We start from the raw sequence: 26,260 nt of genomic DNA, 5'->3' as shown, positions 1-26,260 counted from the left end.
GTCTGGTGACAGGAACGCAAAGGACGCAGAGGCGCAAAGGCGCGGAGAGACAGAATGAAAAATCACATGACTATTCACGAATGTCCGAGTGCAACCATGGCTCGAACAACTCTCGACGCATGACTGACAAGTTGCTCACAGTCCGGGATCTGCAGGTGCGCTTCGGCGAGGGCGAGGGTGCGGTACGCGCGGTCGATGGGGTGAGTTTCGCCATCGACCGCGGTGAGACCCTGGCGCTGCTGGGGGAGTCGGGCTGCGGCAAGTCCATGACCGCGCTGGCGCTGCTGCGGCTGCTGCCGCAGCCGGTCGGGCACATCGCCGGCGGGCAGGTGCTGCTGGAGGGGCAGGATCTGCTGGCACTGCCGGAGATGCGCATGCGGCAGGTCCGTGGCGGGCGCATCGCCATGATCTTTCAGGAACCCATGACCTCGCTCAACCCGGTGATGACAGTGGGACGGCAGATCGGCGAGGTGCTGGCCGCGCACAAGGGGCTGAAGGGCAGGGCGGCGCGGGCACGCAGCGTGGAACTGCTCGGCCTGGTCGGCATCCCCGATGCCGGACGCAGGGTGGATGAGTATCCGCATCAGCTCTCCGGCGGGATGAAGCAGCGGGTGATGATCGCCATGGCGCTGGCCGGCGAGCCGGATCTGCTGATCGCCGACGAGCCGACCACGGCGCTGGATGTCACCATCCAGGCGCAGGTGCTTGAGCTGATGCGCGACATCCAGCGCGAGACCGGCATGGCCATGCTGTTGATCACCCATGACCTGGGTGTGGTGGCGGGCATGGCCGACCGGGTGGCGGTGATGTATGCCGGTCAACTGGTCGAACAGGCGTCCCGGGCGGATTTCTTCACTGAACCCAGGCATCCCTACAGTCGCAAACTGTTTGCGGCCCTGCCGGACATGGACAAGCGTGACCGGCCCCTGACCGTCATCCCGGGTACCGTGCCCACTCTGGACCAGAGTTTTCATGCCTGTCGCTTCGCCGACCGCTGTGCCTCGGCCTGGCGGACCTGCCATGAGGTGGAACCCGCCTGGCTGGAAGAGGCCGATGGAAGGGGCGTGCGTTGTCACCTGTACGATCCGGCTCATCCGAACCCGCCTGCCGCCGGCAGCGAGGCCGAACCGGACCGGCTGGCCGCCCGTAGCGCCGCGCCGCGCGACCTGCTCGAGGTGAGCCGTCTCAAGGTGCACTTCCCCATCCACAAGGGACTGTTCAAGCGCACGGTGGGGCATGTCTATGCCGTGGACGACGTCGATATCCACATCCCCACCGGCCGCACCCTGGCACTGGTGGGCGAGTCGGGCTGCGGCAAGACCACGGTGGGCAAGGCCATCCTGCAGCTGCTGCGGCCCACCGCCGGCAGTGTGCGTTTCGACGGCGACGAGCTGACCCGGCTGCGGGGAGAAGCGTTGCGCCGCCGGCGCCGGGAATTTCAGATCATTTTCCAGGATCCCTTCTCCTCCATGAACCCGCGCATGCAGGTCGGGGATATCATCGAGGAGGGCATGGTCGCCCAGGGTCTGGTCCCGGATGCCGGCGCGCGCCGGCAGCGGGTGGAGGAACTGCTGGAGCAGGTCGGTCTGCGCCCCGAGCATGCCCGGCGCTACCCGCATGAATTCTCGGGCGGCCAGCGCCAGCGCATCTGCGTGGCCCGGGCGCTGGCGGTGGAACCGCGGCTGATCATCTGCGACGAGCCCACCAGCGCGCTGGATGTCTCGGTGCAGGCGCAGATCCTGAATCTCCTGAAGCGGCTGCAGCTGGAACTGGACCTGGCCTACCTGTTCATCACCCATAACATTTCAGTGGTGGCCTATCTGGCCGACCGGGTGGCGGTGATGTACCTGGGCCGCATCGTCGAGGAAGGGCCGGTCGATCGGGTGCTGACCGATCCGCAGCATCCCTACACCCGGGCCCTGCTCTCGGCCGTGCCGCGGATCGACACCGACACCGGCCGCGAGGTGATCCGGCTGGAAGGCGACATTCCCTCGCCCTCGAATCCGCCGACCGGCTGTCATTTCCACCCCCGCTGTCCTCAGGCCATGGAGCGCTGCCGCCAGGCCTATCCCGACCGATTCGAGCGCGGATCGGAGCACTGGGCCCGCTGCTGGCTGCTAGAATAGTATTCGAGTGCAGGTGGCATATGAGCCACGGATGAACACGGATCAACAGGGATATTGAAATTGGCAGGTCATGCTGCGCAGTACGCAATAGGGGAACGTGAATGATTGATGTCTGCAGGCGTTTTCTATTGCTCTGCCTCTTCGCCGGCTTCAGCCTGTCTGTGATGGCGGAGGAAGTCCAGACACGCCTGCTGCTGCGGCTCGAGACGGGTGTGGATGAGGCGGTTTTTCTGCGCGGACTCGATAGCCGCTTCGGGCCGGAATTCAACCTGGAACGCCGGCTGGGTCACACCCTGATTCTCAGTTTTGCACCGCCGCTGCCGGGCTCCGAGGCCGAAGCCCTGGCGGCGCGCATCGCGGATCTTCCGGACGTGATGTATGCCGAGCCGCCCGGTCCGCGTATGCAGCCGCAGTTCGTGCCCAATGACTTCTTCTATCCAGATCAGTGGAACCTGTTCGAGACCTACGGCATCGACGCCCAGAATGCCTGGGACCGGACGCGCGGCAACAGCAGTGTGGTAATCGCCCAGATCGATACCGGCATCCTCGACCATGAGGATCTGGACAACGCTCGTATCCTGCCGGGCTATGATTTTGTCTCCGACCCGGCTGCAGCCAATGATGGTGACGGCATCGACCCGGATCCCACCGATCCGGGCGATGCCGTGGTTGCCGATGAATGCGGCGCCGGCAGCCCGGCCGATGACAGTTCCTGGCATGGCCTGCTGGTGGCCGGCGTCATGGTGGCGACCGCGGACAATACCCTGGGCGTGGCCGGGGTGGATCATCGTGCCCGGCTGCTGCCGGTGCGCGCCTTCGGCAAGTGCGGCGGGGATTTCGCCGATATCCTCACCGGCATGAGCTGGGCGGCGGGCCTGCCGGTGACTGGTGTCCCTGACAATCCGAACCCGGCCGATGTGATTAACCTCAGCTTTGCCGGCAGCGACCCCTGCAGTCCCGCTATCCAGGACATCATCGACCAGATCCGTGCCCGAGGCGTGGTACTGGTGGCCGCGGCCGGTAATGACGGTATGACGGACATGAGCACTGTGCTGCCGGCCAACTGCGAGGGGGTGATCGCGGTGGCCGCCACCAACCGAGTCGGTGACCGTGCCGCCTACTCCAATCATGGTACGAGGGTCGACATTTCCGCGCCCGGGGGGGAAACAGGAAACTTCGGGAGAGACGCTATTTCCACTACTCACAACGACGGTCCGGTAACGGCCGGAAACGACATCTACGTCTCCGCCTCCGGTACCAGTCTCGCCGCGGCCCAGGTCAGCGCCGGCGTGGCCCTGATGCGCGCACTGGATCCGGATATCACACCCGACACCGTCGCCAGCCTGTTGATCAATTCGGCCCAACCCTTCCCGGGGGGCAGCAGCTGCACCACCAGCCTGTGCGGGGCCGGCATACTGGACCTGGACGCGGCCCTGCAGCTGGTCAGCCAGTCGGGTTCGGCCGTTGCCGATGATGGCGGGGGCGGTGGCTGTGTGCTGGCCGCGGATCGGCGCCCGGATATCGGGCTGGTATTGCTGCTGATGGCGATTCTGGGTATTCGCCTTGTTCGCAGGTCGTCTCTGTAACCGTCGGTCGGGTCAGCGCAGCGTAACCCGACCTACGACTGATTATCCTCAGTATCGGTACCTGTTCTACCCCTGCCCGGAGTGCTAGAATCCCGAGCCTTTGAGTCAATTATTCACGCAGTCGAGGTCATTCATGACGCAGTCCTTTCATCCCCCCGTTCGTACCCTGATGGGCCCTGGTCCGTCCGATGTGAATCCACGCATCCTGGAGGCCATGAGCCGGCCCACCATCGGCCACCTGGATCCGATGTTCGTGCAGATGATGGACGAGATGAAGGGCCTGCTGCGCTATGCCTTCCAGACCGACTATGATCTGGCCATGCCGGTCTCCGCACCCGGTTCGGCCGGCATGGAGACCTGCTTCGTCAACCTGGTCGAGCCTGGCGACAAGGTCGTCGTGTGCCAGAACGGCGTGTTCGGCGGCCGCATGAAGGAAAACGTCGAACGTTGCGGTGCGACCGCCGTGATGGTCGAGGACGAATGGGGCAGGGCGGTGGACGTGAACAAGGTCGAGGAGGCGCTGAAGGCCAATCCGGATGCAAAGATTCTGGCCTTCGTTCATGCCGAGACCTCCACCGGCGCCATGTCTGATGCGAAGGCCCTGGCCGGGCTGGCGCGTCAGCACGACTGCCTGACCATCGCCGACACCGTGACCTCGCTGGGTGGCTGCGAACTCAAGGTCGGCGAGTGGGGCCTGGACGCCGTCTATTCCGGCACCCAGAAATGCCTGTCCTGTGTGCCGGGCCTGTCGCCGGTGACCTTCAGCGAACGTGCCCTCGACGTGGTGAAGAACCGCAGGCACCGGGTGCAGAGCTGGTTTCTGGATCTCAACCTGGTACTGGGTTACTGGGGCTCGGGCGGCAAGCGCGCCTACCACCATACCGCCCCGGTCAACACCCTCTACGCCCTGCACGAGGCCCTGGTGCTGCTGCAGGAGGAGGGTGTCGAGAATGCCTGGACCCGCCACCGCAATCACCACGAGGCGCTCAAGGCCGGCTTCGAGGCCATGGGGCTGAACTTCGTGGTCCCGGAAGGCGAGCGCCTGCCGCAACTCAACGCCATCACCATCCCCGAGGGCGTCGACGATGCCGCGGTACGCACGCGCCTGCTGGAGGAATACAACCTGGAGATCGGCGCCGGCCTGGGTGCGCTGGCCGGCAGGGTCTGGCGCGTGGGGCTGATGGGCTTCGCCTGCAACCGGACCAATGTGCTGAACTGCCTCGGGGCGCTGGATGCCGTGCTCAGCGACATGGGTGCGAAGATCGACGCCGGCAGGGCGGTCGAGGCGGCGATGGCCTGTTACCGGGAGCAGGCCTGACGCCGGGCAGGGGTTCGGCCTACAGCCGCCGGTGTCGGCTGCCGACGGCAGGATCCGGGGGATCAGGTAATCTTGTGACCCCTTCATTTGACAAGCCGGTCGGGACGGCTGTTACAGTGGCACGGCGGATTTTCCCGCACAGTCAGAAGATTACGAGGTAGAACATGAGAGTTTTCAATTCCGATTTCAATCGCCTGCTGCGCAAACTGCTGCCGGCCGTTGCAGTGGGTGTGGCCGTCACCGGCACGCTGGGTGCGGCCGGCGCGCGCGCAGAGTCGCCGGCGCCGCAGTCGCAGCAACAGCAGCTCAGCCCCGAACAGACCCAGCAGGTGCAGCGCTTCCAGGAGCTGCAGGCCGAACTGCAGGGATTGCAGCAGCAGCTCGGCGCCATCCAGGAGAAGACCCTGGAAGCGCGTCCCGAGCTGGCGCAGCAGCAGGAGGATTTCGAGCAGCTGGTGATGGAGCAGATGCGCGCCAACGGCCACCAGCCCGAGCAGGAATTCGAGCAGATCCAGGCCCTGCAGGAGAAGATCCAGGACCAGAGCCTGTCGGAAGACGAGCGCCGCGGCCACTATGACGAATACCGTCAGGCAGTGATGGAATTCCAGCAGGCCCAGCAGCAGGTCATGCAGAAGGAAGACGTGCAGTCGGCCCGTGAGGAACTGAACCAGGCCATGCTCACCGCCATGAAGTCCGAGGATCCGAAGACCGAGGCCCTGCTCAGCGACATGAAACAGAAGCAGGAGCAGATGATGGAGATACGCCGCTCGGTGATGCCGGGGCAGTAAGGGCGCGCAAGCGTCCGTACCGACATGGAGCGGTCGGCTGACGCCGTGGCGCAGCCGGACGAGGCCGACTTCCGGCCGGCCTGGTGGCTGCCTTCGCCGCATCTGCAGACCCTCTGGCCGGTGCTGATGCGCCGACCCCGCAGGCTGGCGCTGAGACGCGAACGGGTCGAGCTGGCCGACGGGGACTTCATCGATCTGGCCGGCTGCGGCCCGGCGGCCGGGCCCGGGGTGCTGGTCATCCACGGCCTGGAAGGCTCGCTGGCATCGCACTACGCCACCCCTCTCCTGACGGCCCTGTCCGGGGCCGGTTACCAGGCCCTGTTCATGCATCTGCGCGGCAGCGGCGAGGAGCCGAACCGGCTGGCGCGCAGCTACCATTCCGGTGCCAGCGATGACCTGCGCGAAGTGCTGGCGTACCTGCGTACCCGGGGCCGGGCGCCGCGTGCGGCAATCGGCTTCTCGCTGGGCGGGAACCTGCTGCTCAAGCACCTGGGCGAGACCGGCGCGGACAGCGGCCTTGACTGCGCGGTGGCGGTATCGGTGCCATTCCGGCTGCAGGATGCGGTTCGGCGGATGGAACAGGGCTTTTCCCGGCTTTATGGCCGTTATCTGCTGGGCCGTCTCAAGCGCTCCTACCGCCGGCGTTTCCGCCGCCGGTCTTCACCGCTGGATGTGGACATCGATCGGGTGCGCAGCATCCACGAGTTCGACGATCGCATTACTGCTCCGCTGAATGGTTTTGCCGGCGCCGAGGACTACTACCGGCGCTGCAGCGCCGCCGCCTTTGTCGGGGATATCATCACGCCCACCCTGATCCTGCATGCCCGGGACGATCCCTTCATGTACCCGGACAATGTGCCCGCGTCCGCTGAACTCGGGCCGGGTGTGAGGCTGCAGCTCAGTGAACACGGAGGGCATGTGGGTTTCGTCGCCGGTCGTCTGCCCTGGCGGCCGGTGTACTGGGCCGAGCAGCGCATCCTCGCCTGGCTGGAACAGAGGCTGGCGCCGTCGCGTTGAGCTATTTCTTCTCCAGCCGCTCGAGCAGGTGCTCGAGCTTCTGCGCCACCACGTCCCACACGCCCATGGGCCCGGCCTGACGAATCTCGTCCTCCTCCCAGTGCTCGCGCGATTTCTGCTTGAGCGTCTCCACCTGTCCCGCGAGTTCCTCGCGCCGGCCCTGGATTTCGGCCAGCTCCGCATGGGTATCGGGCGAGGCTCCCTGGCGTTGGGCCCGGGGCCATCAGCTCGTCGATGTGTCTGAGCCGCGCTTCGTATTCCCGGATATGCTGTTCGATCAACTGGTCGATGTGGGTCATGGCCTGCACCTCGGGGGACGGACGCTTGTGTTCTGTCTGAAAGTATTGGTTCAACGGGCTGAATTTCAAGCCCCGTCCAGCCTGGGGTTGAATCCCGTCCTGTCCGGCGCAATCCACGAAACTGAACTACTATCCTTGCCCTATATTTCATTTCCGGAGGTGATGATGATGGATACGGCCCAATGGGAAACCGCCAGACTCGATCCCACGGCGGTTTTCCGCACGCCGGGGGAACTGATGGCCCGGATCGACCTGAGTGATGCGCAGAAGATCGAACTGCTGCGGCGCTGGGAATACGATGCCCGCGAACTGGAGGTTGCCGAAGAGGAGAACATGGCCGGCAGCGGGGACGATACCGACCTGCTGGACGAGATTCTGAACTGTCTGCGCCAACTGGAGGGAGGACAGAAATAGGAGGATTTTCCCGGGCGGCCGGATCAGGCACAATGCAGTGACATGAATCCGGTCGGCGGGGGAGTATGAACAGGACAGTCCTGGCAGGTGTTGTGGTGCTGGCGGCCGCGGCCGGTGGTCTGTACGTCTGGCTGCAGCCGCTACCGCCGCCGCAGACCTCAGTGCCGGAAAGCGCTCCGGGTGAAACATTCCGGGAAGCCGCCCCGCCGTCCCCGCAGTACCCGGTACCCGAGCCGCCGGCCGATGCGGATGCCGCCGTCCCCGATGCGCAGGAGACGGAACCTGCGCCGCCCGCGGCGGAACCGGCGCCACCACCTCTGCCCGAGCTGGGCGAGAGCGACAGGCTCGCCAGCCAGGCGGTGCAGGAAATCTTCACCGTGCCCGAGCCGCTGGCGCTGTTCAGTCTGGACGGACTGATCCGGCGCCTGGTCGTGACCGTCGACAACCTCCCGCGCACCAAGCTGCCGGCCAGGCGGCTGGCAGTGGCGACAGCGCCGGGACGTTTCCAGGTCAGTGGCGGGGAGGATGAATTCGTCATCAAGCCGGAAAACCATCGTCGTTACCGGCCCCATGTCAGTCTGCTGGAATCACTCGATATCGAGACCTTCTCCCGGCTGTATATCCGTTATTACCCGCTGTTCCAGGCCGCCTACGTCGAACTCGGCTATCCCGATGCCTATTTCAACGACCGTCTGGTGGCAGTGATCGATCACCTGCTGGCCACCCCCGAGGTGCGTGAACCGATCCGGCTGATCCGGCCGCATGTCCTGTACCAGTACGCCGACCCTGAACTGGAGGCCCTGTCGGCCGGACAGAAGGCACTGATACGGATGGGGCCCGACAATGCCGCACGGGTCAAGGCGAAGCTGCGCGAGATCCGCGCGCGTCTGGTCCGTCTCGAGCTCGAGTGAATCAGCGCATGTAGGCGTAGCCTTCCTCCCGCTGCAGTCTCACGATCTCTGCATCTGCCATCGGCACCATCTGCACGAATCCGTGAATATCCTTCGGTGCATAGCCATGGCCGCGGGCCGCGATCCGGCACATGCGGACCTGGATGATCCCACCCACCGTCAGGCTCTGGGCTCGACGCATCAGCTCATGGTACTGGGTCCGGTTCTCAAGGGCGAAAAAGGGGATCTCGTCGCCGTGCAGCACGAGAATGATGGAGGCATCGAAGGGATCGGCGCCGTAGAGGTTGTTCAGGTAACTGACCCGGTCGAGCACGCGTTCGAAGCGGCCGCGGCTGTCGACGCTGACATCATAGACCACCTTGTGCGGCGCATACTCGATGTCGAGCTGGTTGTCCGCGGCTGTGCCCCAGGGGGCATTGTTCTCGGCCTGCAGGGCCAGGCTCCAGATCAGAAGGAAAGGAAAGAGGATCAGGGTGCGCATGCGAACTCCTTTGCCGGCAAGGATTTATCAGATTCTGATCTTAACGCCGCCCGGAAATTTCTGCATGCCCTCACTTACACCTCACACTCCTCACCCCCCTCACTCCTGACTCCAAAAAACAAACCCCGCGGCCGGGCGCGGGGTCTGTCGGGGTGCCGTGTTAATGCAGTGGGCCTCAGCTCTGTGGCACCACGTTCGCCGCCTGCGGACCCTTGGGTCCCTGCTCGACATCATAGGTGACGGCCTGACCCTCGAGCAGGGTTTTGAAGCCCTGGCCCTGTATGGCCGAGAAGTGAACGAACACATCCGAACCGCCGTCCTCGGGAGTGATGAAACCGAAGCCCTTGGATTCGTTGAACCACTTGACAGTACCTGTAGCCATGAAACTTACCTCTAACACTTGAGCAGACGATGTGATGGACTGCATGTGAGTAAACGGCGCAGGGAGGGTTCAGCCGAATACCCTGGATTCATGCAATCAGCTTCAGTGTAACCCAGCACCGGCATAAGTACAGTAGAAAAACGCCTGTCCCGGCATCCCGCTGTCACACGGGTGCGATCAGTTGATCAGGGCAGCTGGAAGCCGCCCCCCGGCATGCCGCCACCGGGCCCTCCCATGCCTTCGGTGCCGCCCTTGGGGATCACGATGGATGAGGCGGCGTCGCGGCGCATCTCCTCAAGCTCCTGCATGGTGCGTTCCACGGCCTGCTCCGTGGCTTGCGCGAAATTGGCCACGGCCTCGGCCAGCGAGCCGGCGGGGATTTCGAAGCTCAGCGGCAGCGCGCCGGCCGGCGTCATCAGCTGCGCCTGGCCGACGTAGACCACGGCGCGGGCCGGATCGGCCGCGCCCTCGGCGGTGACGGGGGTGAGTACCCGGATGCTGCCCACGCGGCGGTCGGTGAACACCTCTTCACGATACAGATCGGAGGCGTCCATCCGCGGGGTATCGAGGCTTTCATCCTGTTGCATGGTCGCTTATCCTCACGGGTGGTGACTGATGGGGCAAGCCTATCAGATTTGGCGCCCCATGGCTGTAACGCCGGGCTCACAGACCCTGGGAGGAAGGAGCATGGTCAACGAACCCGAAGACACCGACCGCGACGGGCTGCTGCAGCGCCGGGACGCCCTGCGCGAGCGGCTCGCTGCGATCAGGCAGGATTATGCCGCCGGTCTGGACCCCGATTCCGAGGAGCGCGCCCAGCAGTTGGAGAACGCCGAGGTGCTGGCCGCCATCGCCCGCACCACGGCCGAGGAACTGGAGGAGGTCGAACGCCTGCTTCAGGGCCTGCCGCCGGCGGAGGACGAGCGCAAGGACTGAGTCCGGCCGCAGCCGTAGTATGGATTTGCAGATCACACCTGAGCTGACTCTGCCAGACGAGGAAATCGAGCTCAGCGCGGTACGCGCCCAGGGCGCCGGCGGTCAGAACGTCAACAAGCTGGCAACGGCGATTCACCTGCGTTTCGACATCCATGCCTCCTCGCTGCCCGAGCCCTGCAAGCAACGGCTGCTGGCGCGGCGTGACAGCCGCATCACCCGCGACGGGGTGGTGATCATCAAGGCCCAGTCCGCGCGCACCCAGGAGCGCAACCGGGCCCAGGCGCTGGAACGTCTGGCGGAACTGATCCGCGGTGCCCTGCAGGCGCCGAAACGGCGCATTCCCACCCGGCCCTCACGCAGCGCCCGCCAGCGCCGGCTGGAGGCCAAGAAGCGCCGGGGCAGCAACAAGGCGCTGCGCCGCAAACCGGAAATCTAGTTTGATAAAAAACCCTGTCTTTTCTGCGACTGCCTCGATTGCAGTTGTTATGCCGTCATGGCAATCTCCGAAGCAGGACAGCGTCGCGAACCGCGTGCGGCGCGCACAGGAAGCGACAAAGGAAACGGGCATGAGCCAGACGTTGACGCAGGATCGCGACACTGTCAGCGATATCTCCGTGCTGGACAGGGAGCAGGCACAGCGTAACTACACGGCGGTGCGGGCGGTGACCGAGGCACTGTGCCGGCCATTGTCGGCCGAGGACTGTCTGCTGCAGGGCATTACCGAAACCAGCCCGCCCAAGTGGCACCTGGCGCATGTGAGCTGGTTCTTCGAAACCTTTCTGTTGCACGAATACCTGCCGGGCTATCGGCCCTTCAATCCGCGCTTCCGCTATCTGTTCAACTCCTACTACGAACAGCTCGACGGTTTTCATCCGCGGGCCCGGCGTGGCCTGCTGTCACGGCCGTCGCTGGAGGAGGTCTATCGCTACCGGGGCTGGGTGGATGAGCACATGCAGACCCTGATGGCGGACGCAGCGCCGGAACAGTGGCCGCAGATCGCCCTGCGGCTCGCGATCGGACTCAATCACGAACAGCAGCATCAGGAACTGATCCTCACCGACCTCAAGCACAACTTCTGGGTCAACCCGCTGCTGCCGGTCTACCGCGAGGAACTGCCAGTGCCGCAGGGACGCGCCGCACCGCTGCACTGGCAGGAATACCCGGGCGGCGTGCAGGAGATCGGCTATGGCGGCAGCGGCTATGCCTTCGACAACGAACGGCCGCGCCACCGGGCGTATAACGGGCCCTGGCGCCTGGCCAGCCGCCTGCTGACCAATGGCGAGTATCTCGCCTTCATGGATGGCGGCGGCTATACAAGGCCCGAGCTGTGGCTGTCCGACGGCTGGGCCACGGTGCAGCGGCTGGGGTGGAAGGCGCCGCTGTACTGGCTGCGGCAGGACGGCGACTGGTGGCAGTACACGCTCGGGGGGCTGCGTCCGCTCAATCCCGACGAGCCGGTCTGCCATGTGAGCTACTACGAAGCCGACGCCTGTGCCCGCTGGGCCGGCAGGCGCCTGCCCACCGAACAGGAGTGGGAGGTGGCTGCCGCGGACCGGCCGGTGGCGGGGAATCTGCGCGATACCGGCCTGCTGCATCCGGGCGTGGCCGACGGCAGCGGGCTGCAGCAGCTCTACGGCGACGTCTGGGAATGGACCGCCAGCCCCTACACGGCCTATCCCGGCTACCGGCCGCCGGCCGGCGCGCTGGGCGAATACAATGGCAAGTTCATGTGCAATCAGCAGGTTCTGCGCGGTGGTTCCTGTGTCACGCCCGCGGACCACATCCGGGCCAGCTACCGCAATTTCTTCTACCCTCATGACCGCTGGCAGTTCATGGGGCTGCGACTGGCGGAGGATGCGGAATGAACCCGCCGCATGAATCCGCCGTTCAATTCCATGATATGCATCCGCCGGTCGAGGACCTGCGCGCGGAGGTGCTGCACGGGCTGGCACGGCGCCCGCGACGCATCCCGCCCAAGTTCTTCTACGACCGGCGCGGCTCGGAGCTTTTCGAGGCCATTACCGAAACCCCGGAGTACTACCCCACACGCACCGAGCTGGGCCTGCTGGAGACGCATGGCGAAGCGATGGCCGGGCTGCTCGGTCGCGGCGGGGTGCTGGTGGAGCTGGGCTCGGGCAGCAGCCGCAAGATCCGGCTGCTGCTCGATGCCCTGCGTCCGGCCCTCTACATGCCGCTGGATATCTCGCGCGACTTCCTGCTGGATGCGGCCGGCGAGCTGGCCCGGGAATATCCCGGTATCCGCGTGCATGCCGCCTGCGTGGACTATTCCCGCGGTCTGGCGCTGCCCGGGCTGCCGGAGGGCCTGCCGCGCGCGGCCTTCTTCCCCGGTTCCAGCATCGGCAACTTCGAGCCCGGTCAGGCCCGGCAGCTGCTCACGCATGTCGCTCGTGCCCTGGGTCCGGGCGGGCGGCTGGTGATCGGGGTGGACCTGCAGAAGGATCCGGCCATTCTGAACGCGGCCTACAACGATGCCGCCGGGGTGACCGCCGCCTTCAACCGCAATCTGCTGGTGCGCATCAACCGGGAGCTGGGCGCGGATTTCGATCTGGCGCATTTCCATCACCGGGCCTTCTACGCCCCGGGGCCGGGCCGGGTGGAAATGCATCTGGTCAGCGACTGCCTGCAGCAGGTGCGCGTCGCGGGACACAGTTTCCACTTCGAGGCCGGCGAGAGCATCCACACCGAAAGCTCCTACAAGTACAGCGTGGCCGGATTCCAGGTCCTGGCGGGGGAGGCCGGCTTCGCGCCGCTGGCAGTCTGGACCGATCGCGACGATTTGTTCAGCGTGCACTGTCTGGAAGTCACCGGCTGAAGCCGCGCAGCCCGCCGGGCGTTCGGGTAGAATGACGCGGATGGACCCGCAGCCTCACTCCAGCGACACGCCGGGCACCGCTGCCCGCCGCATCCTGCGCAGCACCTTCGGTTACGCTGATTTCCGGCCTTACCAGCAGACGATTATCGAGCAGCTCGCCGCCGGCGAGGATGTCTTCGTGCTCATGCCCACCGGTGGCGGCAAATCCCTGTGCTACCAGATCCCGGCCCTGCTGCGCCCCGGCACCGCCCTGGTGGTCTCGCCCCTGATCTCGCTGATGCAGGATCAGGTCGCCGCCCTGCAGGCCAACGGCGTGGCGGCGGCCTGCTACAACTCGAGCCTGGATGGGGACGCCGCGCGCCAGGTGCTGGCCCGGCTGCATGCCGGGGAGCTGGATCTGCTCTATGTCAGCCCCGAGCGGCTGCTGAGCGACGGCTTCCTGGGACGCCTGCAGGACATCTCCATTGCGCTGATCGCCATCGACGAGGCCCACTGCGTGTCCCAGTGGGGGCACGATTTCCGGCCAGAATATGCCCGCCTGGGTGGGCTGGGCGAACATTTCCCCGGTGTGCCCCGGATCGCGCTCACCGCCACCGCCGACGCCCAGACCCGCACCGACATCCTGAGGGTGCTGGGGCTGGAGGCGGCGCAGCAGCATGTCACCGGCTTCGACCGGCCCAACATCCGCTACAGCGTGCTGGAAAAGCACAAGCCCTTCGATCAGCTGCTGGCCTTCCTGGAGGCGCGCCCGGAGCAGGCCGGGATCGTCTATGCGCTCAGCCGCAAACGGGTCGACGAGGTGGCCGGGCGGCTGGCCGAACGCGGCCTGCGCGCCGCCGCCTATCACGCCGGCCTGCCGGCCGGACAGCGCCGGCAGGTGCAGGAGGATTTCCTGCGTGACCGGCTCGACCTGGTGGTGGCCACGGTGGCCTTCGGCATGGGCATCGACAAACCCAACGTGCGCTTCGTGATTCACTATGATCTGCCGCGCAACATCGAAGGCTACTACCAGGAGACCGGCCGGGCGGGCCGCGACGGCCTGCCGGCCGAGGCGCTGCTGCTGCACGGTCAGCAGGACATCGTCACCGCCCGTCGGCTGGTGGACAATACCGAGGACGCGGATCAGCGCCGCATCGAGCTGCATAAGCTCAACGCCATGGTGGACTTCGCCGAGAGCCGGGTCTGCCGCCGCCGCATCCTGCTCAATTATTTCGGCCAGAGCCTGGAGCAGGACTGCGGCAACTGCGATATCTGTCTGGACCCGCCCGAGCGGTTCGACGCCACGGTCCAGGCGCAGATGGCCCTGTCCTGCGTCTACCGGGTCGGCCAGCGCTTCGGCGTCAAGCATGTGGTGGATGTGCTGCGCGGGCTGGACAACGAACGCATCCGCCGGCTCGGCCACGACCGACTCTCAACTTATGGCATCGGCAGCGAACTCAGCGAGCAGGAATGGGTTTCCATCGTGCGCCAGCTCATCCATCTGGGCTACCTGACCCAGGACGTGGCCAACTACTCGGTGCTCAAGCTGACCGAACGCGCCCGCCCGCTGCTGCGCGGCGAGCAGGACCTGGAACTGGCCCGGCCGCGGGTACGTGAGCGCAGTCGTGGCAAGCGGCCGCGCGCGGCGGCCGACGGCGGGCCCTACGACGAGGCCCTGTTCGAGCAGCTGCGCGGCCTGCGCAGACGCCTGGCCGATACCCAGGGGGTGCCGCCCTATATCATCTTCGGCGATGCCAGCCTGATCCAGATGGCGCGCGCCAAACCGCGCGACCCCGAGGCCCTGCTGGCCATCAGCGGTGTCGGTCAGACCAAGTTCGAGCGTTACGGCAGTGATTTCCTGCAGCTGATCACCGCCTGGTGTGAAACGCAGACATCATAAAAAAATATAATGGCTAGCCATTCAATCAATCATCAGCCGGGCATTGTCAGGCGTCTGATCTGGACTAGGCTTGGGGTAACGGGAGTATCAATCTGTCCGCACACATAACAGGAGGTGGACGATGAGACGGCTCTATTTTCTCCTGCCGGACCTGGAAGTTACCCATAAGGCGGTCGAAGAGCTGCTGCTGCAGCGTATCGATGATCGCCACATTCACGTCATGGCCCGTGACGACATCGACCTGGGCGATCTGCCCCGCGCCTCGCTGGCCCAGCGCAGCGACTTCATTCCCGGGATGGAACGCGGTATCGCCTTCGGCGGGGCGACCGGCATCGTGGCCGGTCTGGTGGCCCTGCTGATGCCGGATGTCGTGATCACCGGCGGAGCAATCCTTGCCATGGGTCTGGTCGGCGCCGGCATGGGCGCCTGGGCCGGCGGCATGATCGGCCTGGATGTGCGCAACAGCCAGATGCGGCGCTTCGAGCAGCCGCTGTCACAGGGGCAGATTCTGCTGATTGTGGATGTCCCCAAGGACCGGGTGCGCGAGATCGAGGCTTCGGTGCGCAAGCATCATCCCGAGGCCGGCTACGGCGGGACCGAGCCGACCATCCCGGCCTTCCCCTGAGCAACGCAGCCGGCACAAAAAAAGGCCCCGCAGGGGCGGGGCCTGTGCGTGCGCCGTGCCGGATCAGCGCTCCAGCATGCGCGGGGCCCGTGGCTCGGTGAGCCCGCTGCGGGAGCCATACCAGGCCGCAACAGCCTCGATATCCGCTTCGGACAGTCCGGCGGCCATGGGCGCCATGATGGCGTTGCTGCGTTCCCCGTTCTTGTACTGGGACAGGGAGTGGGCCAGGTAGTTGGCGTGCTGACCGGCCAGGCGCGGGTACATGGGGTTGTCGCCGTTGCCGTCCACGCCGTGACAGGCCTGGCACTGCTGTTCAGCGATCTGCCGGCCGCGTTCCAGATCGCCGCCGGCCTGCGCGGCGCCGGCCGCGGCCAGCAGGCAGGCGGATGCAATATAAGACAGGGCTTTCATCGGTTCACTCCTCGGTGCAGTCGGTGTCAGTTCCCAAGCTGGGAGAAATAGGCCGCGATGTCCTGCATGTCCTGCTCGCTCAGCGAAGCGGCCTGGGCATGCATGGTGCCATGCGGACGCTGTCCGTCCTGATAGGCCTTTAGCGCGGCAACGATGTACTGCGCATGCTGGCCACCGAGCTTGGGCACGTGGAAGGTGGGGTAGGCATTGGTGTAACTGGGGACACCGTGACAGCCCATGCAGGTGAAGGCCTTGTCCTTGCCGGCGACCGGATCGCCTTCAGCGGCCGCACCGAGGGGCAGACAGCCGGCGGCAGCCAGCATCAGCAGCCCGGATAGATGCTTTGTCTTCATAGTCCTCGCTCTCGTGGTTACAGGTTGGTGGTTTTGTTGTTGTGAGGCCCGGGCCGGGCGCGCCAGCGGCGTCTTGTTGTCAGCCGGTCCCGTTATTGCCCGGATTATAATTGAACTGGCCCGGATATCACGCTTTTGCATGCCCGTGATAACCGGATTTTGTAACCCCATAATAAGGTTTTGGGCCGGATCAATCGGCGCCTGCCGCGCTGAGCACCCCCTGCACGACGAACCATATCGTGAGGATGAACACGATGGTGGCAACCAGGCCCACCCCGATATAGACCAGCGGGCGGCCGCGGGTGAAATCCTCCTCGTGCCGGCGGCTGCCCTGCACGCCGAAGAAGCTCGCCAGCACGCTGACAACCACCCGGCGCAGGGGCGGCGAGGACGATGTGGAATCGGATGAATCCGGCATACAGTTTTCCCCCCTCAGGATCGAATGCCGCAGTAGTCCTTCAACATGATATTGATGGGTTCAGAGCCCCCGAGCGGCGTCAGGGCGAGGCGCAGCGCGCAGGTAAGGGTCATTCCCTTGTCAAGCGTTGCAACGCGGCACTGGCGTCGCTCGGGGGCTCCCTCCGGGCGAGACGATAAGCGGCCATCTGCGGCGTTGCTTGCCCTTGAGGTAGAATGGCTACCCCGGCGGGCAAGCGCCTTGCACCTGGCCGCTTCTCGTTTCGCTGAACCCATCAATATCATGTTGAAGGACTACTAGTCTATCGGGTTTGACCCGCGCATGTAAGGCCGGCCGCCCGTGCCTGCCCGCAGCCGGGGCAGGGCCTGTATACTGTAGGCTTTGCAGCCCGGACCGATCCAGACCGTGAATCCTTCCCAGCCCGCCAGCCCGCCCCGGCCCAACCTGTTCCTGATCGGGGCGATGAAATCCGGTACCACCACCCTGCACGCCCTGCTGGCGGCCCATCCGCAGATATTCATGTGCGAGCCCAAGGAGCCCTGTTATTTCCTGGCGCCGGACCTGCTCAGACGTTACTGGCCCGAGATGTGGGAGCGGCGTTACTGGGAGGACGAGTCACGTTACCTGGAACTGTTCGCCGGTGCCGGGGCGGCGGATGTGATCGGCGAATCGAGCACCGACTACAGCAAGCTGCCGCGCTTCGATGGGGTGGTGGAGCGGATCCGGGCCTTCAATCCGGGAGCGCGTTTCATCTACATCATGCGCGACCCGGTCGAGCGCACGCTCAGTCACTACTGGCACATGGTCAGCCACCGCGGCGAGCGCCGCGGGCTGCTGGAAGCGCTGCGGGCGGATCCGCACTATACCGAGGTCAGCGATTATGCCATGCAGCTGCGCCCCTATCTGGAGGCCTTCGGTCCGGAGCGGGTGCTGACCCTGACCTTCGAGGAACTGAAGGCCGAACCGCTGACCACCGTGCAGCGGGTCTTCGCCTGGCTGGGGGTGGACGCGGCTTTCGTGCCGCCCAATCTGGGTGAACGCGAGAATGTCACCGCCGCCCGGGTCGAACAGGTCAGCGGTCTCGGCCTGCTGCACCGGCTGCGGCATTCCCGGCTGTGGGAGCGCATCGGCCCGCGAGTGCCGCCGGGTATCCGCGCCCTGGGCGTGAAGCTGTCGGTGAAGCAGGTCGACCGTTCCACGGTGGATCGCAATGCAGCCATCGAGTACCTGCGCCCGCTCCAGCAGGCCCGGACGGCGGAACTCGAGTCCCTGCTGGGCCGCTCCTTTCCGCAGTGGACCACCCTGTACGGCGGCACCGGGGGTCGCTCGTGACCATCGCCGCACCGCGCTTTTCCGTTATCATCCCGGCTTACAACAGCGCGGACACCATCAGTGCCGCGATCGATTCGGTGCTCTCGCAAACCTGGCCGGCGCACGAAATCATCGTAGTCGACGATGGTTCCACCGATGACACGGCCGAACGGGTGCGTGCCTGCGGCGAACCTGTGCACTATCTTCATCAGCCCAATGCCGGGGTGTCTGCTGCCCGTAATTGTGGTATCCGGGCCGCGACCGGTGACTGGATCGCCTTTCTCGATGCCGACGATCTTTATCTGCCCGACCGTCTGAAGTGGCACGCAGAATGGATACAGCGCGAACCGGGACTGATTTTCTACGTCGGCAACTTCGAACACCGCGATGAGGCCGGCAACCCGCTCGGCACCGGCATGGAGGGCACACCGGTGGGCCGCCGCCTGCTGGAACGGGCCGGCGGGGCGCGGGAGGCGGTAATGGAAGGAGACGATATCCTCGCCTTCATCGTGCATCAGTTTTCGGATGTCCGCTGCCTGAGTGTGCCGAAGTCGCTGCTCGAGCAGGTGGGCGGATTTCCCGCAGGGATCGCCGTGGGTGAAGATGTCTATTGCATCGTCAAGCTGTGCGCGCGTGCCCGTGCCATCGGTGTTGTCTGCGAACCCCTGGCGGTCTACACCGTGCACGACACCGGCGCGATTCGTTCCGATACCCTGCGCGCCCAGACTGAGTCCGTCGTCACCTTCAAACGGCTGCATTCCGAGCTGCGGGATGCAGGTCCGGACGTGCGGCGTGCCCTGAAGGGACTGGTGCGCCGGGTGCGCCGTGACTGGGCCACGGCGCTGCTGCGCCAGGGGCGGCGGCGGGAGGCGTTGAAGGCGATTGCGCCGGGACTGGTGGAGAATCCAGGTTGGAGCGCATTACGCGATCTGCTGTCCGTGCTGCGGGGAGTCAAACGCCAGGCGTAGGATGGGTGAAGCGAAGCGCAACCCATCGCAACCGGTATGATGGGTTACGCTACGCTCCATCCATCCTACACTCAGGCCTTATTTCACACAGGCCTCGTAGATCATCGCTGCATACAGGCGTGCGGCCTGGCGCACTTCCTCCAGTGCCACATGCTCGCCTCGGGTGTGGGCCACCTCCAGTCGGCCCGGGCCGCAGATCACCGGCACCGCACCGCTCTGGTGGAACAGGCTGCCGTCGGAGTGCGAGCGGAAGGCCACCGGTGCCCAGTCCAGTCCGCAATCGTCATAGGCCGCGCTCAGCGGCGCCAGCAGCGGGTGATCGGCGGGATTGGCGTAGCCGGGACCCCAGAAGATGTTCTCATATTCCAGCCGGCAGCTCGGATGCGTCTCGCGGGCACGTAGCATGGCGGTCTCGATCAGACCGTCGACCTGCGTTTTGTCCACCCCGGGCGGGACATGGATGTCGATGGCGGCCTCGCAGTCCTCGGCCACCACGAACTGGTCGGCACCGCCGCGGATCTCACGCGGATTGATGGTGAGCTGACGGGCGAACTCGGCCTCGCGGCCAACCTGCAGCAGCTGCTGCATCCATTCCAGCATGGCGTGGATGGCGCTGGCGCCGACCTCGGGCAGGGCGGCATGAGCCCGGGTACCGCGCGCACCCAGACGGCATTCGTAGTAGCTGAAATGATCGATGCAGGGCGTGAGTCCGGTGGGCTCGCCGATCACCACCAGCGGTGCGGTGTGCGCCTGCAGCAGGGTCTCGGAGCCGTCGCCGTATTCCTCCTCGCCCACCACCAGGGCGATGCACAGCCCCTGCTTGAACGCTGCGCCGGCCTCGTGCAGTGCGGTGACGGCCTCGATGATGGCCGCGCAGCCGGATTTCATGTCGGCCGTGCCCAGGCCATGCAGGATATCGTCTTCCCGGCGCAGGGCCTGTTCCTCCTCGTCGATCATGGGCACGGTATCGACATGACCCACCCACATGAAGGCCGGCGGCGCGGGGCCGAGCTGGACGATCAGGTTGGCGCGGGCATCGCCCATGGTGCCGCCGGGCGTTTCCACCGGCTGGCGCAGATAGCTGATGCCGGCCTGGGCCAGACGCGCGGCGAACACCTCCATGGCCGGTTCCTCGGCGAAGGAGGGGCTGTACTGGGCCACAGCCTCGGTGAGCAGTTCGACCAGGCGCTCGTCGTCGACGTGCTCCAGTATGCTTTCCAGTGACTGCGTCATGCGCAGGTTTCCTCAGTCCGGGCCTTCGTCGCGCAGGCGTTGATAGTCGGGGTGGCTGGTCAGGTTCTTGCTGAGATAGACGTGCTTGTCCTCGTTGCCGAAGCCGTGGTTGTGAAAGAAGCCGATGGCCGCCTCGTTGGCCGCGTCGGTGTCAACGATCATCATGCGCGCGCCGGCGCGGATGAAGGTCGCAGTCAGGGCCTCGACCAGCTGCGAGGCGATGCCGCTGCGCTTGAGGTCGGGATCCACCGCCAGCCACATCAGGTAGCCGTAGGTCCAGGCGCTCTTGCGCTTGTTGATCAGGGTGCCCAGCGCGAAGCCGACCACGCGCTCGTCGCGTTCGGCGACCAGGCAGAACTCACCGTCGGAAGAGAACAGGCCGACCGCTTCGTATTCGTCCCAGGTGCGGTACAGGCTGGGCCACTTGTCGGCGGTGAACACGCGTTCGCCCAGGGCGTAGATGGTGGATAGATCCTCCAGCTCCATTTCCCGGATGTGAAGGGAGGGTGCGGGATCGCTGCTCATGGTGTTGCTGCCTTTGATGGGGTGAGTGACAGCATGTCAGCCTACCTGAGCGCAATGGTTCTGTCAGCAGGAGAACCAGGCGAACCGCGCCGCACTTGCGGCATATTCAGGATCCTTCAGGTTCCCTCCTGCCAGGAGGCCAGATAGTCGCGCTGCTCCCCGGTCAGGCTGTCGATGGCGATGCCCATGGCCGCCAGCTTGAGCCGGGCGACCTCGCGGTCGATGTCCGCCGGCACCGGATGCACCTGGGCTGCCAGTCCGCGGCCGTGGCGCGCCAGGTGCACCACCGAGAGCAACTGGTTGGCGAAGCTCATGTCCATGACGGCCGAGGGATGGCCCTCGGCGGCGGCCAGATTGACCAGCCGGCCCTCGGCCAGCAGGCACAGGCGGCGGCCGTCGGCCAGGATGAATTCCTCGACCGATGCCCGCGGCCGGTGATGTTCCACGGCCAGGGCTTCCAGTGCCGGGATGTTGATCTCCACGTTGAAATGCCCCGAGTTGGCCAGCACGCAGCCGTCCTTCATGCGCTCGAAGTGGGGGCTGTCGATCACGTGCTTGTCGCCGGTGGCGGTGACGATGAAATCGGCGATGGCGGCCGCCTCGGTTAGCGGCAGGACGCGAAAGCCGTCCATGGCCGCCTCCAGCGCGCGCAGCGGCTCGACCTCGGTGACAACCACAAGTGCGCCATGCCCCTTTGCCCGCATGGCGATGCCGCGGCCGCACCAGCCGTAGCCGCACACCACGAAGGTCTTGCCGGCGAGCAGGATGTTGGTGGCTCGGATCAGTCCATCCAGGGTGCTCTGGCCGGTGCCGTAGCGGTTGTCGAACAGGTGCTTGGTCAGGGCATCGTTGACGGCGATGACAGGGTAGGCGAGCGCGCCCCCGGCAGCCATGGCCCGCAGCCGGATTACCCCGGTGGTGGTCTCCTCGGTGCCGCCCAGCATGGCATCGATCAGGCCCCGGCGGGTCTTGTGGATCTCACTGACCAGGTCGGCGCCGTCATCCAGAGTGATGACTGGATGGTGATCGAGGGCGGCATTGATATGACTGTAATAGGTTTCGGTGGACTCGCCGCGGATGGCGAACACCGGGATGCCGTGATCCTCGACCAGGGCGGCGGCGACGTCGTCCTGGGTGCTGAGCGGATTGCTGGCGCACAGCACCACCTCGGCCCCGCTGGCCTGCAGGGCCAGTGCCAGGTTGGCGGTCTCGGTGGTGATGTGCAGGCAGCCGCTGACATGCAGCCCCTGCAGCGGGCGTTCCCGCGCCAGATCCTCGCTGAGCCGTCGCAGCACCGGCATTTCGCGGGCGGCCCAGGCGATGCGTTCGCGGCCGGTGGCAGCCAGGGCAGGTTTTTTGATATCAGGCATGTATGACACCATGGTTGTTTGAGCATGATGACGGATTGTCCATTTTTTCCTATGGTTAATATAGTATGTATCATGTCAGGCGCACATCCGGCTGCGACGGGGTGCGGCTGACAGGTCCAGGCAGCAGAAGGGGATGACATTGGACATCGAGGCGATACGAAAAAGTTACAAGCGTTACGCCGCCGGCTACGACCTGCTGTTCGGGGGGGTGTTTCACGCCGGACGCACGACCCTGGTTCAGCGCATGGACCTGCAGCCCGGCGACCAGGTGCTGGAGGTGGGCGTGGGTACCGGCCTGTCACTGCCGTTGTATCCCGCCGATGTCGAGATCACCGGCATCGATCTGTCGCCCGAGATGCTGGAGCGGGCCCAGCGTCGCTGCCAGCGCCTGGGTATGCAGTCGCGGGTCAGGCTGGAGCTTATGGATGCCGAGAACATGAGCTTCGATGAAGCAACCTTCGACAAGGTGGCGGCCATGTACGTTGCCACCGTCTCGCCCCAGCCGGCGCGCCTGATCGAGGAAATGAGCCGGGTCTGCAGACCGGGCGGAGACCTGTTCATCCTGAACCACTTCTCCAGTTCCAACCCGGTGCTCGGTGGTATCGAGCGCATGCTCGCGCCCCTGTCCCGGCGCCTGGGCTGGCGCCCGGATTTCTCCCTGGAGGAATTCCTGTGGGAGACCCGCCTGGATCTGGTGGAACGCATCCCGGTCAACCTGTTCGGCTACTGGATGCTGCTGCATGCGCGCAACCGGATGGACATGCCGGTGCCGCCGGCCGCGCCGATGACGCAGGCCGCTGCCCGGGTCGAGTAGGGACGGGCTTCGGTCGCTGTGACTTGCATTGCTCCGGGATTTTGGGTAAACCCGGTGAGTAAAGATCAGGGCAAGGAGTCGGTTATGCTGAACAAACCGGAACGCAACCTGGAAGAGCAGTCCTCTGATGCAGGGCCGGGGGGGCAGCCGCGCATGAGCCAGGTGACCAACTCCGGCGATCCCGCCCCCCCTCAGTCCGGCAACTGGCTGGTGCAGCGCCTGTTCGACCTGGCCGGACATCCGCCCGTGGCCGTTCGGCTGTGGGACGGCAGCGAGTATGCCTCCACTCAGCGCGAACCGGTCGCCCGTCTGCATATCCATGACCGTCGTGCTCTGCAGAAGCTGCTCGGTAATCCCTATTACGAGTTCGGCGAACTCTACAGCGCCGGGCGCATCGAGGTCGAGGGCAACCTGGCCGAGTTCCTGGACGTTGTGTACCGCCATCTGGAGCGGGTCCGGCGCGACGGCCTGCGTGGCCGGCTGGTGCGTCTGCTGGCCCGGCGCCAGGGCAACACCGAGGACCGCGCCCGCCAGAACATCACCCATCACTACGACATCGGCAACGACTTCTACCGGCTCTGGCTGGACGAGGGCATGGTCTACACCTGCGCCTATTTTCCCCATCCCGAGGCCAGCCTGGAGACGGCACAGACCGCCAAGCTGGATCATGTCTGCCGCAAGCTGCGACTGGAGCCGGGTCAGCGGGTGGCCGAGGCCGGCTGTGGTTGGGGCGCGCTGTGCGCTGCATATGGCGCGCCACTATGGGGTCAGCGTCAAGGCCTACAATATCTCACGCGAGCAGCTGGCCTTCGCGCGTGAACGCGCCAAAGTCGAGGGCCTGGACGACCGGGTCGAGTTCATCGAGGACGATTACCGGGCCATGAGCGGCGAGTTCGATGCCTTTGTCTCGGTGGGCATGCTGGAACACGTGGGCGTGGACAACTACGGCGCCCTGGGCGAGACCATCGATCGGGTGTTGGCGCCCCACGGCCGCGGCCTGATCCACACCATCGGCCGCGATGCACCCGGTCCCATGAACGAATGGATCGAGCGGCGCATCTTTCCCGGCGCCTACCCGCCGAGTCTGAGCGAGATCACCGAGATCCTGGAGCCCGCCGGTCTGTCGGTGCTGGATGTCGAGAATATCCGTCTGCACTACGCCCGCACCCTGGAGCACTGGTGGGAGCGCTACGAAACCAATGCCGACAAGGTGCGCGGGATGTTCGACGAGACCTTTTTCCGTGCCTGGCGGCTGTATCTGGCCGGTTCCATCGCCGCTTTCACCAGCGGCGGGCTGCAGTTGTTCCAGGTGGTGTTCAACCGCCACGGCAGCAACGACCTGCCCTGGACGCGCGACTATCTCTACGGAAACCGGACATGAGCGACGAACGCTGTGATGTCCTGATCGTCGGTGGCGGGCCGGCCGGCGCGACCTGCGCCCGCGAGCTGCGCCGCGCCGGGTTGGATGTGGCGATCCTGGACAAGAAGACCTTCCCCCGCGACAAGGTCTGCGCCGGCTGGGTCACGCCGCTGGTGCTGAATACACTGGAGATCGACACCGCCGACTATGTCCGCGATCGCGTGCTGCAGCCCATCAGCGGTTTCCGCAGCGGCATGATCGGCGACGGGGCGGTGGAGGTCGACTACCCGCAAGTGGTCAGCTACGGCATCCGCCGCTGCGAGTTCGACGATTATCTGCTCCGGCGCAGCGATGCCCGTCTGCTGCTGGGTGAGCCTCTGAAGACAATGGAACGCCGCAACGGTGAATGGCTCATCAATGATCATCTGCGCACGCCGCTGGTGATCGGCGCCGGCGGTCACTTCTGTCCCGTGGCCAAACAGCTCGGCGCCCGCGTCGGCAGCGGCGAACCGGTGGTCGCCGCCAAGGAGATCGAGTTCGAGATGACACCCACCCAGCGCGAGGCCTGCCGGGTCGATGCGCGCCGGCCGGAGCTGTACTTCTGCAACGATCTCAAGGGCTACGGCTGGATCTTCCGCAAGGGTGATTACCTCAACATCGGCCTGGGCCGGGAGGACAACCACAGACTCGGCGATCATATCGACGCCTTCATGGACTGGCTCAAGCGCTCGGGCCGCATCCCCGCGGATATCGATCACCGATTCAAGGGCCACGCCTATCTGCTTTATGCCCACGGTGACCGGCCGCTCATTCGCGACGGCGTGCTGCTGATCGGCGACGCCGCGGGACTTGCCTATCCGCAGAGCGGGGAGGGCATTCGCCCGGCCATCGAATCGGCAGTAATGGCCCCTCAGCCCCTGCGTGTTCGACCCTGCTCGAGGCCGGGGCGATTATCAGCCGGCGCCGCGCCTTGCGCCTTATCGCCAGCGGCTGGAAGCGCGCTTCGGTCCGCTGGAGACCAGCGACCACAGCCTGATACCGGACGCATTGCGCCAGCGCCTGGCCGCGCCGCTGCTGAAGAATCGCTGGTTTACCCGCCACGTGGTGCTGGACCGTTGGTTTCTGCACGTGCATCAGCCGCCGTTGCGCACCGCGGCCTAGGAGCCCGTCCGGCCTGAAAAGATCTCAACGCAAAGGCGCAGTGGCGCAAAGAACACAGGGTAGAACAAGCCATAACGGACTCTTTGCGTCCTCAGCGCCTTTGCGACTCTGCATTGAATAGTTTGCAGTCTTCAGGATGGGCTGCATTCACCCATCCAGCGAATGCCTTGACTGCGGTCCCCAGGGCCGTCCCATCGGCTGCTTGCGCAGCGCCCACACCAGCAACCCGATCATCACCAGCGTAAGGACCAGGGGCACACTGTAGATCCTCCCGTCTGCATAACCCTGGAAATCCATGACCCGTTGTGTAACTACCAGCCAGGCATGGACGGCCACCAGCACCAGCGCCGGCAGACTCAGGGCCATGCCCTGCAGGAAGGGCAGGGTGAAGGCATGGATCACGTAGGGCAACAGCCCGGCCAGCAGCACGCTGACGGCCAGTTCGAAGCCCATGGCCGGCTGTGGCACCAGCGCGGAAACAAAGCTCAACAACACACCCAGGGCATAGATGAGGGATATCCCCTTACGGTGTAGGGAATCATACATAGCGTATCTCCTCTGGCAGTGTTCAGAGTGTAGAGAAAAATGGATGGTCCGCCTGCGCCCTTCAACCCGTGATTATGTAAGGAAGGAGGTGCGTCCCGGCAAGGCCGCGCATAGCACGAACTGCAGGGCGGGCTGAGCAGAGCGAAGCCCGATATGAAACCTGGACGGTGCCGTTGGGCCTTACTTCGTTCTGTC

The 26,260-nt window shown here is 65.3% G+C and carries 30 protein-coding genes; 19 read left to right on the top strand and 11 right to left on the bottom strand.

What is annotated here, in order from left to right; genetic code table 11:
- The first annotated feature begins 119 nt into the window (after window positions 1-119).
- The 5 genes from D6C00_RS01735 to D6C00_RS01715 all read left to right on the top strand — a co-directional run bounded on the left by D6C00_RS01735 (window position 120) and on the right by D6C00_RS01715 (window position 6,835).
- A complete protein-coding gene (locus D6C00_RS01735; protein ID WP_125180034.1) occupies window positions 120-2,126 on the top strand; it encodes an ABC transporter ATP-binding protein in 2,007 nt (668 codons plus the stop codon).
- 164 nt (window positions 2,127-2,290) lie between these two features.
- Window positions 2,291-3,712, top strand: coding sequence for a S8 family peptidase (locus tag D6C00_RS01730; protein WP_158675247.1), 1,422 nt, complete (start codon window positions 2,291-2,293; stop codon window positions 3,710-3,712).
- A 133-nt stretch (window positions 3,713-3,845) separates the two neighbouring features.
- Window positions 3,846-5,030 (top strand): pyridoxal-phosphate-dependent aminotransferase family protein, encoded by a 1,185-nt coding sequence (locus D6C00_RS01725; RefSeq protein WP_206609481.1) that lies wholly within the window; start codon window positions 3,846-3,848, stop codon window positions 5,028-5,030.
- Window positions 5,031-5,194: 164 nt separating this feature from the next.
- Window positions 5,195-5,818 (top strand): hypothetical protein, encoded by a 624-nt coding sequence (locus D6C00_RS01720; protein ID WP_125180032.1) that lies wholly within the window; start codon window positions 5,195-5,197, stop codon window positions 5,816-5,818.
- A gap of 24 nt (window positions 5,819-5,842) precedes the next feature.
- A complete protein-coding gene (locus tag D6C00_RS01715) occupies window positions 5,843-6,835 on the top strand; it encodes a hydrolase (RefSeq protein WP_125180031.1) in 993 nt (330 codons plus the stop codon).
- A 1-nt stretch (window position 6,836) separates the two neighbouring features.
- On the opposite strand, the gene D6C00_RS16280 is transcribed toward D6C00_RS01715, so the two are convergent.
- Window positions 6,837-6,968 (bottom strand): hypothetical protein, encoded by a 132-nt coding sequence (locus D6C00_RS16280; RefSeq protein ID WP_255416746.1) that lies wholly within the window; start codon window positions 6,966-6,968, stop codon window positions 6,837-6,839.
- A gap of 133 nt (window positions 6,969-7,101) precedes the next feature.
- On the opposite strand from D6C00_RS16280, the gene D6C00_RS15685 reads away from it, so the two are divergent.
- Entirely contained in the window at window positions 7,102-7,548 is a 447-nt protein-coding gene (locus tag D6C00_RS15685) for a hypothetical protein (protein WP_206609480.1), read from the top strand.
- Window positions 7,549-7,613: 65 nt separating this feature from the next.
- Window positions 7,614-8,459, top strand: a complete 846-nt coding sequence (locus D6C00_RS01705; RefSeq protein ID WP_125180030.1) for a DUF3014 domain-containing protein — start codon at window positions 7,614-7,616, stop codon at window positions 8,457-8,459.
- A 1-nt stretch (window position 8,460) separates the two neighbouring features.
- On the opposite strand, the gene D6C00_RS01700 is transcribed toward D6C00_RS01705, so the two are convergent.
- The 3 genes from D6C00_RS01700 to D6C00_RS01690 all read right to left on the bottom strand — a co-directional run bounded on the left by D6C00_RS01700 (window position 8,461) and on the right by D6C00_RS01690 (window position 9,909).
- The gene (locus D6C00_RS01700) at window positions 8,461-8,940 is read right to left on the bottom strand and encodes a DsrE family protein (RefSeq protein ID WP_125180029.1); all 480 of its coding nucleotides are present in this window, start codon (window positions 8,938-8,940) and stop codon (window positions 8,461-8,463) included.
- A gap of 175 nt (window positions 8,941-9,115) precedes the next feature.
- Entirely contained in the window at window positions 9,116-9,322 is a 207-nt protein-coding gene (gene cspE, locus D6C00_RS01695; protein WP_125180028.1) for a transcription antiterminator/RNA stability regulator CspE, read from the bottom strand.
- Window positions 9,323-9,507: 185 nt separating this feature from the next.
- Window positions 9,508-9,909 carry a hypothetical protein gene (locus D6C00_RS01690; RefSeq protein ID WP_125180027.1) on the bottom strand — a complete coding sequence of 134 codons (402 nt, stop codon included), beginning with the start codon at window positions 9,907-9,909 and terminating at the stop codon, window positions 9,508-9,510.
- A 100-nt stretch (window positions 9,910-10,009) separates the two neighbouring features.
- Here D6C00_RS01690 and D6C00_RS01685 point away from each other — a divergent pair, with 100 nt between their 5' ends.
- The 6 genes from D6C00_RS01685 to D6C00_RS01660 all read left to right on the top strand — a co-directional run bounded on the left by D6C00_RS01685 (window position 10,010) and on the right by D6C00_RS01660 (window position 15,595).
- Window positions 10,010-10,258 (top strand): hypothetical protein, encoded by a 249-nt coding sequence (locus D6C00_RS01685; RefSeq protein WP_125180026.1) that lies wholly within the window; start codon window positions 10,010-10,012, stop codon window positions 10,256-10,258.
- Window positions 10,259-10,277: 19 nt separating this feature from the next.
- Window positions 10,278-10,694, top strand: coding sequence for an alternative ribosome rescue aminoacyl-tRNA hydrolase ArfB (gene arfB, locus D6C00_RS01680; protein WP_125180025.1), 417 nt, complete (start codon window positions 10,278-10,280; stop codon window positions 10,692-10,694).
- Between the two features lie 130 nt (window positions 10,695-10,824).
- Window positions 10,825-12,123 carry an ergothioneine biosynthesis protein EgtB gene (gene egtB, locus D6C00_RS01675; RefSeq protein ID WP_125180024.1) on the top strand — a complete coding sequence of 433 codons (1,299 nt, stop codon included), beginning with the start codon at window positions 10,825-10,827 and terminating at the stop codon, window positions 12,121-12,123.
- A complete protein-coding gene (gene egtD / locus D6C00_RS01670) occupies window positions 12,120-13,091 on the top strand; it encodes an L-histidine N(alpha)-methyltransferase (protein WP_125180023.1) in 972 nt (323 codons plus the stop codon). The genes egtB and egtD overlap by 4 nt, the downstream gene beginning before the upstream one ends.
- Before the next feature lie 40 nt (window positions 13,092-13,131).
- A complete protein-coding gene (recQ, locus tag D6C00_RS01665; protein WP_125180022.1) occupies window positions 13,132-14,970 on the top strand; it encodes a DNA helicase RecQ in 1,839 nt (612 codons plus the stop codon).
- 121 nt (window positions 14,971-15,091) lie between these two features.
- Window positions 15,092-15,595 carry a DUF1269 domain-containing protein gene (locus D6C00_RS01660; RefSeq protein ID WP_125180021.1) on the top strand — a complete coding sequence of 168 codons (504 nt, stop codon included), beginning with the start codon at window positions 15,092-15,094 and terminating at the stop codon, window positions 15,593-15,595.
- A gap of 63 nt (window positions 15,596-15,658) precedes the next feature.
- Here the strand turns inward: D6C00_RS01660 and D6C00_RS01655 are convergent, their stop codons facing one another.
- From D6C00_RS01655 to D6C00_RS01645, 3 genes are all read right to left on the bottom strand, one after another.
- Window positions 15,659-16,006, bottom strand: a complete 348-nt coding sequence (locus D6C00_RS01655) for a c-type cytochrome (RefSeq protein WP_125180020.1) — start codon at window positions 16,004-16,006, stop codon at window positions 15,659-15,661.
- Window positions 16,007-16,032: 26 nt separating this feature from the next.
- Window positions 16,033-16,359: a c-type cytochrome gene (locus D6C00_RS01650; RefSeq protein WP_125180019.1), complete on the bottom strand. Its 327-nt coding sequence runs from the start codon at window positions 16,357-16,359 to the stop codon at window positions 16,033-16,035.
- A gap of 190 nt (window positions 16,360-16,549) precedes the next feature.
- Window positions 16,550-16,777: a DUF2970 domain-containing protein gene (locus D6C00_RS01645; protein WP_125180018.1), complete on the bottom strand. Its 228-nt coding sequence runs from the start codon at window positions 16,775-16,777 to the stop codon at window positions 16,550-16,552.
- A gap of 405 nt (window positions 16,778-17,182) precedes the next feature.
- Here D6C00_RS01645 and D6C00_RS01640 point away from each other — a divergent pair, with 405 nt between their 5' ends.
- Together D6C00_RS01640 and D6C00_RS01635 are read left to right on the top strand one after the other, a co-directional pair.
- Window positions 17,183-18,109: a sulfotransferase family protein gene (locus tag D6C00_RS01640; RefSeq protein ID WP_206609479.1), complete on the top strand. Its 927-nt coding sequence runs from the start codon at window positions 17,183-17,185 to the stop codon at window positions 18,107-18,109.
- Window positions 18,106-19,056 carry a glycosyltransferase family A protein gene (locus D6C00_RS01635; RefSeq protein ID WP_158675246.1) on the top strand — a complete coding sequence of 317 codons (951 nt, stop codon included), beginning with the start codon at window positions 18,106-18,108 and terminating at the stop codon, window positions 19,054-19,056. The genes D6C00_RS01640 and D6C00_RS01635 overlap by 4 nt, the downstream gene beginning before the upstream one ends.
- Window positions 19,057-19,134: 78 nt before the next feature.
- Here D6C00_RS01635 and D6C00_RS01630 read toward each other — a convergent pair whose 3' ends face one another.
- The 3 genes from D6C00_RS01630 to ahcY form a co-directional block, all read right to left on the bottom strand.
- Window positions 19,135-20,289, bottom strand: coding sequence for a M20 family metallopeptidase (locus D6C00_RS01630; protein WP_125180016.1), 1,155 nt, complete (start codon window positions 20,287-20,289; stop codon window positions 19,135-19,137).
- Window positions 20,290-20,301: 12 nt separating this feature from the next.
- Window positions 20,302-20,814: a GNAT family N-acetyltransferase gene (locus D6C00_RS01625; RefSeq protein WP_125180015.1), complete on the bottom strand. Its 513-nt coding sequence runs from the start codon at window positions 20,812-20,814 to the stop codon at window positions 20,302-20,304.
- 116 nt (window positions 20,815-20,930) lie between these two features.
- Window positions 20,931-22,184, bottom strand: coding sequence for an adenosylhomocysteinase (gene ahcY / locus D6C00_RS01620; protein ID WP_241546767.1), 1,254 nt, complete (start codon window positions 22,182-22,184; stop codon window positions 20,931-20,933).
- A gap of 133 nt (window positions 22,185-22,317) precedes the next feature.
- Here ahcY and D6C00_RS01615 point away from each other — a divergent pair, with 133 nt between their 5' ends.
- The 4 genes from D6C00_RS01615 (at window position 22,318) to D6C00_RS01605 (ending at window position 25,536) form a co-directional block, all read left to right on the top strand.
- A complete protein-coding gene (locus D6C00_RS01615) occupies window positions 22,318-22,998 on the top strand; it encodes a class I SAM-dependent methyltransferase (protein ID WP_241546766.1) in 681 nt (226 codons plus the stop codon).
- Window positions 22,999-23,082: 84 nt separating this feature from the next.
- Window positions 23,083-23,817 (top strand): class I SAM-dependent methyltransferase, encoded by a 735-nt coding sequence (locus D6C00_RS15385; RefSeq protein WP_158675245.1) that lies wholly within the window; start codon window positions 23,083-23,085, stop codon window positions 23,815-23,817.
- Window positions 23,747-24,379, top strand: a complete 633-nt coding sequence (locus tag D6C00_RS15380; protein ID WP_158675244.1) for an SAM-dependent methyltransferase — start codon at window positions 23,747-23,749, stop codon at window positions 24,377-24,379. The genes D6C00_RS15385 and D6C00_RS15380 overlap by 71 nt, the downstream gene beginning before the upstream one ends.
- Window positions 24,376-25,536 carry an NAD(P)/FAD-dependent oxidoreductase gene (locus D6C00_RS01605; protein ID WP_206609478.1) on the top strand — a complete coding sequence of 387 codons (1,161 nt, stop codon included), beginning with the start codon at window positions 24,376-24,378 and terminating at the stop codon, window positions 25,534-25,536. Before D6C00_RS15380 ends, D6C00_RS01605 begins: the two co-directional genes overlap by 4 nt.
- Window positions 25,537-25,666: 130 nt before the next feature.
- On the opposite strand, the gene D6C00_RS01600 is transcribed toward D6C00_RS01605, so the two are convergent.
- Entirely contained in the window at window positions 25,667-26,065 is a 399-nt protein-coding gene (locus D6C00_RS01600) for a hypothetical protein (protein ID WP_125180012.1), read from the bottom strand.
- Window positions 26,066-26,260 lie beyond the last annotated feature (195 nt).

It is taken from the genome of Thiohalobacter thiocyanaticus, from assembly GCF_003932505.1.
In the GTDB taxonomy this organism is placed as follows: domain Bacteria; phylum Pseudomonadota; class Gammaproteobacteria; order Thiohalobacterales; family Thiohalobacteraceae; genus Thiohalobacter; species Thiohalobacter thiocyanaticus.
The sequence above is the reverse complement of the archived record's forward strand: the minus strand, read 5'-3'. Positions and strand labels throughout refer to the sequence as shown.